At 60.0% G+C, this 13,543-nt stretch carries 14 protein-coding genes; 11 read left to right on the top strand and 3 right to left on the bottom strand.

Annotated elements, in window-relative coordinates; all coding sequences use genetic code 11:
* Positions 1 to 233 precede the first annotated feature (233 nt).
* A complete protein-coding gene (locus JN524_RS10955) occupies positions 234 to 1,454 on the bottom strand; it encodes a CaiB/BaiF CoA transferase family protein (protein WP_202369341.1) in 1,221 nt (406 codons plus the stop codon).
* 13 nt (positions 1,455 to 1,467) lie between these two features.
* On the bottom strand, positions 1,468 to 2,649 hold the full coding sequence (locus tag JN524_RS10950) for an acyl-CoA dehydrogenase (protein WP_003220420.1): 1,182 nt from the start codon (positions 2,647 to 2,649) through the stop codon (positions 1,468 to 1,470).
* A 157-nt stretch (positions 2,650 to 2,806) separates the two neighbouring features.
* Between JN524_RS10950 and JN524_RS10945 the strand changes: the two genes are divergently transcribed.
* The 11 genes from JN524_RS10945 to JN524_RS10895 all read left to right on the top strand — a co-directional run bounded on the left by JN524_RS10945 (position 2,807) and on the right by JN524_RS10895 (position 12,925).
* On the top strand, positions 2,807 to 3,706 hold the full coding sequence (locus JN524_RS10945; RefSeq protein ID WP_202369340.1) for a LysR family transcriptional regulator: 900 nt from the start codon (positions 2,807 to 2,809) through the stop codon (positions 3,704 to 3,706).
* Between the two features lie 434 nt (positions 3,707 to 4,140).
* On the top strand, positions 4,141 to 5,262 hold the full coding sequence (locus JN524_RS10940) for a Re/Si-specific NAD(P)(+) transhydrogenase subunit alpha (protein ID WP_025112356.1): 1,122 nt from the start codon (positions 4,141 to 4,143) through the stop codon (positions 5,260 to 5,262).
* 15 nt (positions 5,263 to 5,277) lie between these two features.
* Entirely contained in the window at positions 5,278 to 5,598 is a 321-nt protein-coding gene (locus JN524_RS10935; protein WP_003220416.1) for an NAD(P) transhydrogenase subunit alpha, read from the top strand.
* Positions 5,598 to 7,031, top strand: a complete 1,434-nt coding sequence (locus tag JN524_RS10930) for an NAD(P)(+) transhydrogenase (Re/Si-specific) subunit beta (RefSeq protein ID WP_027610192.1) — start codon at positions 5,598 to 5,600, stop codon at positions 7,029 to 7,031. The genes JN524_RS10935 and JN524_RS10930 overlap by 1 nt, the downstream gene beginning before the upstream one ends.
* 214 nt (positions 7,032 to 7,245) lie before the next feature.
* Complete coding sequence (locus JN524_RS10925) at positions 7,246 to 8,739, top strand: acetyl-CoA hydrolase/transferase family protein (RefSeq protein WP_202369339.1); 1,494 nt, start codon at positions 7,246 to 7,248, stop codon at positions 8,737 to 8,739.
* Positions 8,740 to 9,059: 320 nt separating this feature from the next.
* On the top strand, positions 9,060 to 9,275 hold the full coding sequence (locus JN524_RS10920) for a DUF1127 domain-containing protein (protein ID WP_007962833.1): 216 nt from the start codon (positions 9,060 to 9,062) through the stop codon (positions 9,273 to 9,275).
* 253 nt (positions 9,276 to 9,528) lie between these two features.
* Positions 9,529 to 9,738 (top strand): DUF1127 domain-containing protein, encoded by a 210-nt coding sequence (locus JN524_RS10915; protein WP_027610194.1) that lies wholly within the window; start codon positions 9,529 to 9,531, stop codon positions 9,736 to 9,738.
* A gap of 134 nt (positions 9,739 to 9,872) precedes the next feature.
* A complete protein-coding gene (locus JN524_RS10910; RefSeq protein WP_007962831.1) occupies positions 9,873 to 10,190 on the top strand; it encodes a DUF2388 domain-containing protein in 318 nt (105 codons plus the stop codon).
* 108 nt (positions 10,191 to 10,298) lie between these two features.
* Entirely contained in the window at positions 10,299 to 10,604 is a 306-nt protein-coding gene (locus JN524_RS10905) for a DUF2388 domain-containing protein (RefSeq protein WP_202369338.1), read from the top strand.
* Positions 10,605 to 10,646: 42 nt separating this feature from the next.
* Positions 10,647 to 10,967 (top strand): DUF2388 domain-containing protein, encoded by a 321-nt coding sequence (locus JN524_RS10900; protein WP_007911662.1) that lies wholly within the window; start codon positions 10,647 to 10,649, stop codon positions 10,965 to 10,967.
* A complete protein-coding gene (locus JN524_RS10895; RefSeq protein WP_202369337.1) occupies positions 10,964 to 12,925 on the top strand; it encodes a DUF7844 domain-containing protein in 1,962 nt (653 codons plus the stop codon). Before JN524_RS10900 ends, JN524_RS10895 begins: the two co-directional genes overlap by 4 nt.
* Positions 12,926 to 13,011: 86 nt before the next feature.
* On the opposite strand, the gene JN524_RS10890 is transcribed toward JN524_RS10895, so the two are convergent.
* On the bottom strand, positions 13,012 to 13,452 hold the full coding sequence (locus JN524_RS10890; RefSeq protein ID WP_202369336.1) for an anti-virulence regulator CigR family protein: 441 nt from the start codon (positions 13,450 to 13,452) through the stop codon (positions 13,012 to 13,014).
* Positions 13,453 to 13,543 lie beyond the last annotated feature (91 nt).

The raw sequence follows: 13,543 nt of genomic DNA, 5'->3' as shown, positions 1-13,543 counted from the left end.
TTCCAGGCTTCGATGAACTGAAGCAAGTCGCTGTCGAAAACTGCTTAACTCATTGAATCTCAAGGAGTTTTCCGTTTCGACTGCGCCGGAAGTGGGGCGAATTATAGACTTCCAGAATCTGCCGTCAACCGCTTTTTTCACTTTTCTTTCAACAACTTACAGATCGGTTAAAAAACATACAAAATCCTCTATATAGAAGGAGGGAAACGATTCCTTCTATATAGAAGCGATACTCAAAGCACCCCATCAGCCTTGAGCGCATCCACCGCACCTGCGCCCAGACCCAGCACCCGCTGCAAAACCTCCAGCGTATGCTCGCCCAACAAAGGAGGTGCACGGCGGTACTCGACCGGCGTCTGCGATAACCGGATCGGACTCGCCACCTGCGGCACCATCCCCGCCAGTGCATGCGGCAGCTCTATCGCCAACCCCCGCGCCTTCACCTGCGGATCCTCAAACACCTGGGACAGATCGTTGATCGGCCCACACGGCACGCCCGCCTGCTCCAACTGCGCCACCCATTCGGCGGCGGTCTTGAATACCGTCGCCTGGCGGATCAGAGGAATCAACACCGCGCGGTTAGCCACCCGCAGCTTGTTAGTCGCGAATCGCGGATCGTCCGCCCACTGCGGCTGGCCCGCCACCTCAGCAAACTTGCGGAACTGGCCGTCATTGCCAACGGTAAGAATGAAATCACCGTCGGCCGTCGGGAAGTCCTGATAGGGCACGATGTTCGGGTGTGCATTACCCAGACGTTTCGGCGCATTGCCGGTAGTCAGGTAGTTCATTGCCTGGTTCGCCAGGCATGCGACCTGTACATCCAGCAAAGCCATATCGATGTGCTGCCCGCCACCGTCGTGATCACGATGAGCCAGCGCCGCCAAAATCGCCACGGTCGAATATAGCCCCGTAAGAATGTCCGTCAGCGCCACTCCCACCTTCACCGGCCCGGCGCCTTCATCACCTTCAGGGCGACCGGTCAGGCTCATCAGCCCGCCCAGCCCCTGGATCATGAAGTCATATCCGGCACGCTTGGCATACGGCCCGGTTTGACCAAAGCCGGTGATCGAGCAATAGATCAGATCCGGGTTGATCGCTTTGAGCGACTCATAGTCCAGTCCATAAGCGGCCAACCCACCGACCTTGAAGTTCTCGATCAGGATGTCCGACTTCGCCGCCAGCTCCCGTACCAGGTTCTGCCCTTCAGGCCGGGTGAAGTCGATCGTCACCGATTGCTTGTTGCGGTTGGCCGACAGGTAATAGGCCGCCTCGCTGGTGCTCTCACCATAGGCGTCTTTAAGGAAGGGTGGCCCCCAGGCGCGCGTGTCATCGCCATTGCCCGGGCGCTCGACCTTGATCACCTCGGCGCCAAGATCGGCGAGAATCTGCCCGGCCCAAGGCCCGGCCAGCACGCGTGATAAATCCAGTACCCGCAGATGCGACAGCGCGCCCATGGTCGCTCTCCTATTAATAGAACGCCTGCAGACCGGTTTGCGCACGACCGAGGATCAGCGCGTGAACGTCGTGAGTACCTTCATAAGTATTCACCACTTCCAGATTGACCAGGTGACGGGCCACGCCGAACTCGTCGGAAATACCGTTGCCGCCCAACATGTCACGAGCCATGCGAGCGATATCCAGTGACTTGCCACAGGAGTTGCGCTTCATGATCGAAGTGATTTCGACTGCCGCAGTGCCTTCATCCTTCATGCGGCCCAGACGCAGGCAGCCTTGCAGGGCCAGGGTGATCTCGGTCTGCATGTCGGCCAACTTCTTCTGAATAAGCTGGGTGGCAGCCAATGGACGCCCGAACTGCTGACGATCAAGGGTGTACTGGCGAGCGGTGTGCCAGCAGAACTCGGCAGCGCCCAAGGCTCCCCAGGAGATGCCGTAGCGTGCGGAGTTCAGGCAGGTGAACGGGCCTTTCAGACCGCGCACGTCCGGAAAGATGTTCTCTTCCGGGACAAACACGTTGTCCATGACGATTTCGCCGGTGATCGAGGCGCGCAGACCGACCTTGCCGTGAATCGCCGGAGCGCTCAGGCCCTTCCAGCCTTTCTCCAGCACGAAGCCACGGATGTCGCCGGCATCGTCCTTGGCCCAGACCACGAACACATCGGCGATCGGGCTGTTGGTGATCCACATCTTGGCGCCGGTCAGGCTGTAGCCGCCGTCGACTTTGCGCGCACGGGTGATCATCGCGCCCGGGTCGGAGCCGTGGTTTGGCTCGGTCAGACCGAAGCAGCCGATCCATTCACCGGAGGCCAGTTTCGGCAGATACTTCTGTTTCTGGGCTTCTGTACCGAATTCGTTGATCGGCACCATCACCAGCGACGACTGCACGCTCATCATCGAGCGATAGCCGGAGTCGACACGCTCGACTTCGCGAGCTATCAGCCCGTAGCTGACGTAGTTCAGGCCGCTACCCCCGTATTGCTCAGGGATGGTCGCGCCGAGCAGACCGACTTCGCCCATTTCGCGAAAGATCGCCGGGTCGGTTTTCTCATGGCGGAAAGCCTCAAGAACACGTGGCGCCAGACTCTGCTGAGCGAACTGGGCGGCGGTGTCGCGGATCATGCGCTCTTCTTCGGTGAGCTGCTGATCCAGCAGCAGGGGATCGATCCAGTTGAAGCTAGCTTTACCGCCCATGAGTGTGTCCTCGCAAATCGGTGAATTAACGTGGCATTGATCCTAGGCCCGGTTGGCCAGCGCGGCAAACGAGGATTTCGCATCCTGTTGTGCTAATTTCTCACTCCGAAACGTCGCTGACTGCCTTTTATGCGGCGCATTAGTGAGGTTGACGTACATGCGCAGGAAGATCCCCAGCACCACCGCCCTGATCAGCTTCGAAGCCGCCGCTCGCCACGAAAGCTTTACCAAGGCTGCCGAAGAACTTTCCCTCACCCAGGGCGCCATTTGCCGACAGATCGCCAGCCTTGAGGAGTTCCTCGGTGTGGAATTGTTCCGACGCTCGCGACGTGGAGTGAAGCTGACGGAAGCGGGCCTTTCCTACAGCCGTCGGGTGGCGACGCAACTGGACGCCGTGGAGCGCGACACGCTCTCGGTCATGGGCCAGCAGGGCGCCAACGTGATCGAACTGGCGGTGGTGCCCACCTTCGGCACGCAATGGCTGCTGCCACGGCTCAAGGACTTCCAGCTCAAGCACCCCGAGGTCACCGTCAACCTGACCAACCGCACTCGTCCGTTCCTGTTTGCCGACACCGATTTCGACGCAGCGATCTACTTCGGCGACGCCGATTGGTCGGGTACCGAATCCCACAGGCTGATGGGCGAAAATCCGATGCCGGTGTGCAGCCCCACACTACTCGGCAGCAGGACACATCTGACTCCTGACGAGATCGCCGAGCTACCTCTGTTGCAGCAAACCACTCGCCCCTACGCCTGGCGCCAATGGTTCAACTCACAGCACCTGAACATCCCACGCGACATGACAGGTCCGCGCTACGAGCTATTCTCCATGCTGGCTCAGGCGGCCATGCACGACATGGGTATCGCGCTCATTCCACCGTTCCTGATTCAACGTGAACTGGCCGAGAAACGCCTGGTGATCGCCAACCCGAATGCGCTCTCCAGCATCAAGGCGTATTACCTGATGATTCCGGAGCGAAAGGTCGAATCGGCATCACTCAAGGCTTTTCGCGATTGGCTGGTCAATCAGGCAAACAGCTACAGCCTAGAAGGATAAAGGCTTACAGCGATTGCTAACCCGGTAGTCAGGAAAATCAAAGCCCTACAGATATAAGTATTTGTCGCAAAATCACAGACTGTATCCGAAAGTCGTACAGACGTCCCACAAGCGCCTGAAGACGTGGCTTTGAGCCTCCATCCACGACTCATTACGGCCTATTCACGCCACCGATGAGAAATATTTTCAAATTCAGCCAGAATCCTTGCAAGGCACGGCCTGCAAGGGATTCAACTGGCCATCTGCGACATTCGGTCACGGGATGACTTGTAGTTAATTTTCCGTCACCCGTCATAATCCCTTGAAGGGCATAAAGTTCGCCTGCAAAATGCCGCGCCCCGCCCTGATTTGGCGGGATCGTGCTGATCGGCCGCCCCAGTCGCACCATCCGCAGTGCCTGGGTTTACTCAATAAGATCACGCAGGAGATTTGACGTGCACATTGGTGTTCCTCTCGAAACCCAGACCGGTGAAACACGGGTTGCTGCAACCCCGGAAACCATTAAAAAGCTGATCAGCCAAGGCCATAAGGTCACTGTGCAAACCGGCGCCGGCGTTAAAGCCAGTGTTGTCGACAGTGCCTATGAAGCGGCGGGCGCAACCATTGGCAGTGCCAACGACGCGTTCGGCGCCGAGCTGATTCTCAAAGTGGTCGCCCCCAGCGACGCCGAACTGGCGCTGATCAAGCGCGGCACGGTGCTGGTGGGCATGCTCAACCCCTTCAATAACGAAACCATCGCCAAAATGGCCGAGTGCGGGATCACCGCGTTCGCCCTCGAAGCGGCGCCGCGCACCTCTCGGGCGCAGAGTCTCGATGTGCTGTCGTCGCAGGCAAACATTGCCGGCTACAAGGCTGTGTTGCTGGCCGCGCACTACTATCCGCGCTTCATGCCGATGCTGATGACCGCTGCGGGCACCGTGAAAGCGGCGCGCGTGCTGATTCTGGGTGCCGGCGTGGCCGGGTTGCAGGCGATTGCCACGGCGAAACGTCTGGGTGCGGTGATCGAAGCGTCTGACGTGCGTCCGGCGGTGAAGGAACAGATCGAATCCCTCGGCGCCAAGTTCGTCGATGTGCCTTACGAGACTGACGAAGAGCGTGAATGCGCGGTCGGTGTCGGCGGTTACGCTCGCCCGATGCCGGCGAGCTGGATGCAACGTCAGGCCCAGGCTGTGCACGAACGCGCCAAGCAGGCCGACATCGTCATCACCACCGCACTGATCCCGGGCCGCAAGGCGCCGACACTGTTGAGCGCAGACACCGTGGCGCAGATGAAGCCGGGCTCGGTGGTCATCGACCTCGCGGCTGCGCAGGGCGGCAACTGCCCGCTGACCGTGGCCGATCAGGTCGTGGTCGAGAACGGCGTGACCATCGTCGGCCCGACCAACCTCGCCGGTGAAGTCGCCGCAGATGCTTCGGCGCTGTACGCCCGCAACCTGCTGGACTTCCTCAAGCTGGTGTTCACCAAAGAAGGCCAGTTCGACGTCAACCTCGAAGACGACATCGTCGCCGCGTGCCTGATGTGCCGCGACGGCCAAGTCATCCGCAAAAACGCCTAAGCAGGGATTCAGACGATGGAAGAGCTTATCTCCCCCGGTATCTACAACCTGATCATCTTCGTGCTGGCGATTTATGTCGGTTACCACGTGGTCTGGAACGTTACACCCGCGCTGCACACGCCGTTGATGGCGGTGACCAATGCCATTTCGGCAATCGTGATCGTCGGCGCCATGCTCGCTGCTGCGCTGACCGTCACGCCGCTGGGCAAGACCATGGGCACCCTCGCCGTGGCACTGGCTGCGGTCAACGTGTTTGGTGGCTTCCTGGTCACCCGCCGCATGCTTGAGATGTTCAAGAAGAAAGCCCCGAAAGCAAAAGAAGAGGCGCCGAAGTAATGAGCATGAATCTCGTCACGACGCTCTACCTGATCGCGTCGATCTGCTTTATCCAGGCCCTTAAAGGCCTGTCGCACCCGACCACGTCGCGGCGCGGCAACCTGTTCGGCATGCTCGGCATGGCGCTGGCCATCCTCACCACCATCGGCCTCATCTATAAGCTCGGTGCGGAACTGGCGACTGCCGGTATCGGTTACGTGATCGTCGGCCTGCTGATCGGCGGCACCGCCGGTTCGATCATGGCCAAGCGCGTCGAAATGACCAAGATGCCAGAGCTGGTCGCGTTCATGCACAGCATGATCGGTCTGGCGGCGGTGTTCATCGCCATTGCTGCGGTGGTTGAGCCGCAATCGCTGGGCATCGTCAAGCATCTGGGCGATTCGATCCCGGCGGGCAACCGTCTGGAGCTGTTCCTCGGCGCGGCGATTGGTGCAATCACCTTCTCCGGCTCGGTGATCGCGTTCGGCAAGCTGTCGGGCAAGTACAAGTTCCGCCTGTTCCAGGGTGCGCCGGTACAGTTCGCCGGTCAGCACAAGCTGAACGCGGTACTCGGTCTGGCGACACTGGTGCTGGGCGTGACCTTCATGCTCACCGGCAACCTCGCAGCGTTCGCGCTGATGCTGGCTCTGGCGTTCGTGATGGGCGTGCTGATCATCATCCCGATTGGCGGCGCCGACATGCCGGTGGTGGTGTCGATGCTCAACAGCTATTCGGGTTGGGCGGCAGCAGGTATCGGCTTCTCGCTGAACAACTCGATGCTGATCATTGCCGGCTCTCTGGTGGGTTCGAGCGGTGCGATCCTCTCGTACATCATGTGCAAGGCGATGAACCGTTCCTTCTTTAATGTACTGCTTGGCGGTTTCGGCAACACGGCCGACGCAGGACCTGCCGGTGCGAAAGAAGCCCGTCCGGTGAAATCCGGTTCGGCCGACGACGCAACCTTCCTGCTGACCAACGCCGACACCGTGATCATCGTCCCGGGTTACGGTCTGGCAGTGGCCCGCGCGCAGCACGCCTTGAAAGAGCTGACCGAGAAGCTGACCCACCGTGGCGTGACCGTGAAGTACGCGATTCACCCGGTGGCCGGTCGTATGCCGGGGCACATGAACGTCCTGCTCGCCGAGGCCGAAGTGCCTTACGACCAGGTGTTCGAGATGGAAGACATCAACTCCGAGTTCGGCCAGGCCGACGTGGTGCTGGTGCTCGGCGCCAACGACGTGGTCAACCCGGCCGCCAAGAACGATCCGAAATCGCCGATTGCCGGTATGCCGATTCTCGAAGCGTTCAAGGCCAAGACCATCATCGTCAACAAGCGCTCGATGGCCAGCGGTTATGCCGGTCTGGACAACGAACTGTTTTACCTGGACAAGACCATGATGGTGTTCGGCGACGCGAAGAAAGTCATCGAAGACATGGTCAAAGCGGTCGAGTAATCCTCCGCAGCTGCACCGGACGCCCCGACTTGTCGGGGCGTTTTTGTTTGCGCAAACCGTCGGACAATTTGCCGCGTTGTTGCAGATCCGGTAACGGTGTTTTACTTCAAAACCGCTAAATAGACGCCTCGTTTGCGACCTTGGTAGCGGGACAGGCGCCCGCGAAATTCACTAGACTGCGCATCCTGCTACTCGCTTCCCGAGAAAATAATCCATGTACCGTGACCGTATTCGCCTGCCTTCGTTGTTGGATAAAGTGATGAGCGCCGCCGACGCCGCCGCGCTGATTGAAGACGGCATGACCGTCGGCATGAGCGGCTTCACCCGCGCGGGCGAAGCCAAAGCTGTCCCTCACGCACTGGCCGAGCGAGCCAAGGTCACGCCGCTGAAGATCAGCCTGATGACCGGCGCGAGCCTGGGCAACGACCTCGACAAGCAACTGACCGAAGCCGGCGTGCTGTCGCGGCGCATGCCGTTCCAGGTCGACAGCACCTTGCGCAAGGCGATCAACGCCGGCGAAGTGATGTTCATCGACCAGCACCTGTCGGAAACCGTTGAACAGTTGCGCAATCAGCAATTGAAGCTGCCGGACATCGCGGTGATCGAAGCCGTGGCCATCACCGAGCAGGGCCACATCGTGCCGACCACCTCGGTGGGCAACTCGGCAAGCTTCGCGATTTTCGCCAAGCAGGTGATCGTCGAGATCAACCTGGCGCACAACGCCAACCTCGAAGGCCTGCATGACATCTATATCCCGACCTATCGCCCGACGCGCACGCCGATCCCGCTGGTGAAAGTCGACGATCGCATCGGCAGCACCGCGATCCCGATCCCGCCGGAAAAGATTGTCGCCATCGTCATCACCCAGCAGGCGGATTCGCCGTCCACGGTGTCGACCCCGGATGTCGACACCAATGCCATCGCCGAGCACCTGATCACCTTCTTCAAGCAGGAAGTCGACGCCGGGCGCATGACCAACAGGCTCGGCCCGTTGCAGGCCGGGATCGGCAACATCGCCAACGCGGTGATGTGCGGTCTGATCGATTCGCCGTTCGAAGACCTGACCATGTACTCCGAAGTGCTGCAGGACTCGACCTTCGACCTGATCGACGCCGGCAAGCTGAGCTTCGCTTCGGGCAGCTCGATCACGTTGTCGGAGCGGCGCAACAGCGACGTGTTCGGCAACCTGGAGAAGTACAAGGACAAACTGGTGCTGCGTCCGCAGGAGATCTCCAACCACCCGGAAGTGGTGCGTCGCCTGGGCATCATTGGCATCAACACTGCGCTGGAGTTCGACATCTACGGCAACGTCAACTCCACCCATGTCTGCGGAACACGGATGATGAACGGCATTGGTGGCTCGGGCGATTTCGCGCGCAACGCGCACCTGGCGGTGTTCGTAACCAAATCGATCGCCAAGGGCGGCGCTATTTCCAGCGTGGTGCCGATGGTCAGCCACGTTGACCACACCGAGCATGACGTCGACATCCTGGTGACCGAAATCGGTCTGGCCGACCTGCGCGGTCTGGCCCCACGCGAACGCGCCCGGGTGATCATCGACAACTGTGTGCACCCGGACTATCGCCAGGCGCTGAACGACTACTTCACCGCAGCGTGCGCCATCGGCGGCCATACCCCACACATCCTGCGAGAAGCCCTGAGCTGGCACATCAACCTGGAAGAAACCGGACGCATGCTCGCGGTGTAATCACACATTCAAACCGCTGATGCAAACACAGTTTGTGTCAGCGGATTTTTTAACCCGCCACATCTGGCAAAAACTGTACTGCTGTACCGGTTGTTTCCTACAGATTTTGCCTACCTCCTTCCTCGAATTGAGCAAAAACGCACCACATTAGTGCTGACAGGTACAGTTTGCTCAATTTCGACCCGTACACCCCCTATAAACAGTTAACTGGTCACTCACAATACAGTTGAACTGTATCTAGAGAGACTAGGCAAACGAGAGGATCATGGGCACCAGTTAAACCACTACCTGATCCCGCCACAAGCGGAAGGATGTCAACCATGGAACGTACACTCAGTTCCGAACTGTTCTTCGAAGACAAAGCTGCAAAAAACCAGGCTTCCCTGCCTCTGCGCGTTATCGCCAACCTGATGTTGTGGCAGCGCCGCATCTCCAGCCGCCACCAACTGGCTCGTCTGGATTCGCGTCTCCTGGCTGACGCCGGTATCAGCGAAGCACAACGCTACGAAGAGCTGAGCAAGCCGTTCTGGCGCTAAGTAGCGTCGCTGGCTCTGGTCGTCAGACCCACCGCCAGCAACCCGAATTGAACACACAAGACCCGTCGCGGGAAACCGCGACGGGTCTTGTCGTTTCAGGGTTCGAGAATGCCCGTACAGCAGAATATTCAAAGCACAGGTACAGTTCTCAATAATCAACATCTGAACCAGTACAATTTCATGAGTGTATCTGCTCGCTAAACTGCATCGGGCGCAGCATGTCCTTAATCCTCCTCGGTTTAAGGAAAACGCCATGAAAGGCTTACAGGATGTGTCGACCGCTTCGACTCTACCCCGCGCTCACTCGCACCCGCTGCGGCGCCTGTTTCGACCCCTGTGGCAAGGACTGGAGCGCGCCAGGACGCGGCGCCTGCTGGCTCAACTGGACCAGCGCGACCTCGCGGATCTGGGCCTCAGCCATGCCGATCGGCTCAGAGAACTGGAGAAACCCTTCTGGCGCTAGCATTCTGCCCACTGTCCGAACCTCGCGCGCAGGCCTAATATCCACGCCAGAACGTGGCGAATCTTCTGTAACCCGCGTCTGACTCATCAGACACAAGCCACCTCTCAATACGGTTTACCTTCAGGAGATCCACAATGTCCCGTCTTCGCCTGCTCAGCGCTGCCGCCTTGCTGGCCGTGGCTGCCAACGCCAGTGCCTCCAGCTTCATCGTGACCACCGACGCCGTGGTTGGCGCGCTTAAGTCCTCCTCGGACGCCACCTCCGATGTCAGCTCTTCGCTGCGTGACAACAAAGTCGTGATCGCCGCCCGTGACGACGCTGCCAGCTTCGTCGCCAGTGAAGGCCAGATCCGTGGCGTGAAACTGGAAAGTGCTCTGGACCTGATCCGTCATCAGGCACCGCAACTGAACGCGACCGACTTCCAACTGGCGCAAGCCATCCTCGCGATCTGATCCGACGATGCCGCACGGGGCACGCCAGTCGTGTCCCGATGTTTCGCCGCTGGCTCTGGCCCGGGCATTTGCGCTAGCCTTGAAGCTCGTTAACCGTTACCGAGTCTCATGCGTTTATTCAGACTGCTTTTCCCTTCTGTGTTGATCAGCGCCTGCTGGGCGACCTCGGTCGATGCCTTTGATGTCTCCACACAAAACACCGTGGTCAGCGTTTGGGCGACCGGAATGGTGTCTTCCGCACCGTTCGACCGTAAACTGATCATCGCCGCTCACGATGACGCGGCGGCGTTTGTTGCCAGTGACGGTCAATTGCGCGGCGCGCAGCTCGAATCCGCCCTGCATTACTTGCGCAAATCCCGACCAAAACTTCATGTCAGCGACCTTGAACTGGCACAGGCAATTCTCGTCCAATAGTTATCATGATCCCTCGTTAACATTGCCCTCCGGAGTCGTTCCATGCGTAGCCCGCTGATTGCTGCCGCCCTTGGCCTGTTTTTGTTGGCCGACGTGGCCCAGGCACACACCCTGGTAGCCACCAGTAACATCATCGTTCGTGCCTCCCAGCGCACCATCGATTTCACCTCCGATACCACCACGTCGATTCGCGATTCGAAAATCATCCGCGAAGCCCACGACGATGCGGCCAGCTTCGTCGCCACCAATGGCGATATCCGTGGTGCGCACCTGGAGGCCGCCCTCAATACCTTGCGCACGCGTGTACCCGAAGCCCGCGACGCCAGTGATCAGGTGCTCGCCGAAGCCATCCTCGCCCTGTGAAGTCACTCGGCGCCTGGCTACTGGCCGGGGCGTTGTTGCTGCTAGGCAACAGCGCCCACGCCAGCCTGCAACTGCGGCTCAAGACCGACGGCCTGAGCCCCGCCCAGCAACAGGCCAGTCAAACGCTGCTCGATGAAGCCATGCAGAAACTGCCGCCCAGTTTCGTCGAACAGCTGGATCGGCGCATAGACGTCGGCTGGTCCGACGACATGCCCGGCAATGCGTACGGCCAGGCGACCCTGGTCGCCGAACTCGACCTGAATCGCAAACTGCTCGCCGGCCTCACCGACGGCAGCGCGGCCACAGAGAAAACCAATCGCCCCCATGGCACTGTGCGCCAGGAACTGCTGGCAACGGTGCTGCATGAGCTCACCCACATTTATGATCGCGCGCGCCTGTGGCCCGCCGCCGAGCGCACGCTGATTCAGCGCTGCACTCGCCGCAGCAACAGCGCCGGCCTGGTCGGCATTCCCGATGAGTGCCGTGGCCAGACTGAACGACGCTTTACCCTCAGCGATGATCCACGTCTGCTTGATCTCGCCGGTTGGCAACAGTACGTAGGCCGCCGCGGCGAGCGTGAACAGCACAACCGTCAGGTCGCTCGCAGTCCGGACCTGTACGAAATCTCCAGTCCGAAAGAGTTTGTCGCGGTCAACATGGAGTATTTCCTCCTCGACCCGAGCTATGCCTGCCGCCGTCCGACGCTCTATCGCTATTACAAGGAGCGCTTCGGCTGGGCACCACCGGCCAAGGACACCTGCAGCAATACCTTCGCCTTTCTCAACGCCGGCAACGACTTCGCCAAACAGCCCTTGGGCCAGGTCGACCCGGAGCGGGTGTATGCCGTCGATTATCTGCTGGCTGAAGCCAACCAGAACTGGGTCAGCCGCTGGGGCCACAGCATGCTGCGGCTGGTGATCTGCGCGCCGGGTCGACCACGGGGCCCGGATTGCCGGCTCGACCTCGACCAGCATCTGGTGCTGTCCTACCGCGCGTTTGTCGGTGACGTGCAGCTGTCGAGCTGGGACGGACTGGTCGGCAAGTACCCGTCGCGGTTGTTCGTGCTGCCACTGGCCCAAGTGATCGACGAGTACACCAAGACCGAGCTGCGCAGCCTTGCCTCCGTGCCGCTGAACCTGTCGCGCAGTGAGATCGAAGGCGTGGTCGAACACGCTGCCGAGATGCACTGGAGCTATGACGGCAACTACTTCTTCCTGTCGAACAACTGCGCGGTGGAAGGCCTGAAACTGCTGCGCAGCGGCAGCAACAACAAGCAACTTGTCGGCCTCGACAGCATCATGCCTAACGGCTTGCTGGAGGTGATGAAAGGTCGGGGGCTGGCCGACACCAACGTGCTCGACAATCCCAAGGAAGCGTTGCGTCTGGGCTATCGCTTCGACTCGTTTCGCGATCGCTATCAGGCAATGTTCGATGTGTTGAAGAAGCAGTTGCCGATCAAACAGACCAGCGTCGAAGATTGGCTCTCACTTTCCGCCGAAGAACGTCGCCAGTGGTTCGAACGTGCAGACCTGCGTACCAGCGCCGCATTGCTCCTGCTGGAACAGGCGAGTTATCGCCGCCAGTTGTTGCTGGCCCAGGACGAGGTCAAGCAGCGCTACCTCGGCGCCCGGGAGCTGGAAAACGGCGGCATGGACAAGGCCAACGCCACCCTGCAGGAAATTCTCGCCAACAGCGGCTTCCTCAGTCGTCCGGCGGAGCTGCTCGACAGCCGCGGCTACGGGCTGCCGCAACCGAGCGAGTTCAAGCGCCTGCAGGACGAAAGCGCCCAACGCCAGAAACAACTGCTGGCGCTGAGCGGCGATCTGGACAAGGAAGTGCGCAAGTTGCTGGAACCCAAGCGCGCGGCCGAAATTGCCGCCAGCGAAGCTAACGTGAAGCAGATCGGCGAGCATCTGCGCAAACTGCACAAGGCATCTGGCGGACTGGAGTTGCCTTAAAAGCAAAAAGATCGCAGCCTGCGGCAGTTCCTACAGAGATAAATGTAGGAGCTCCCGCAGGCTGCGATCTTTTTATTGCCTGTAAATCAGTACAAAACACCATCCAGAATTTCGTAAACGATTCCGGTACCCACTGCGATCAGCACGATATCGCCCCCGGCGCGGCGCCACTCATAACCCGGATACACCGGCAGACGGCTCAGCGCCCGACCGTCGAGTCGCTCGCCGTAATAGCCGTGGGGCAACGGCCGGCCGCGTTCCAGATGGATGCCCGGTGGCGGCGGTGCGCCGCGCACGAAGTAGCCGTGATTGTCGCGAATGGTCTGGCGTACCGGGCCGAAGTCGCGCGGCGGGCCACCTCGGTGGTCGATCTGCGGGCCACGGTGATCGTCACCACGGTTGTCGTAGTGGCCCTGCTGCGGGCCGCCGTGGTCATGATCATCGCGTGGATCGGCGCTGGCCAGCAGCGGCGTCGCGCTGAGCATCAGCACACCCAGTCCGGCAATCAGACGTTTCGGCATTTTCATCAAGTCTTCCTCACTGCACCAACAGCAAAAAGGGATTCAGAACGTGGTTCTGAATCCCTCGGTCTTGCTCAATTAGGCCGTGGTGTGAGGC

Origin of the sequence: Pseudomonas sp. MWU318, assembly GCF_016756945.1 — a bacterium.
Lineage (GTDB): Bacteria > Pseudomonadota > Gammaproteobacteria > Pseudomonadales > Pseudomonadaceae > Aquipseudomonas > Aquipseudomonas putida_A.
Note: the sequence above shows the minus strand (reverse complement) of the source record. Positions and strands in the feature narration are given on the sequence as shown.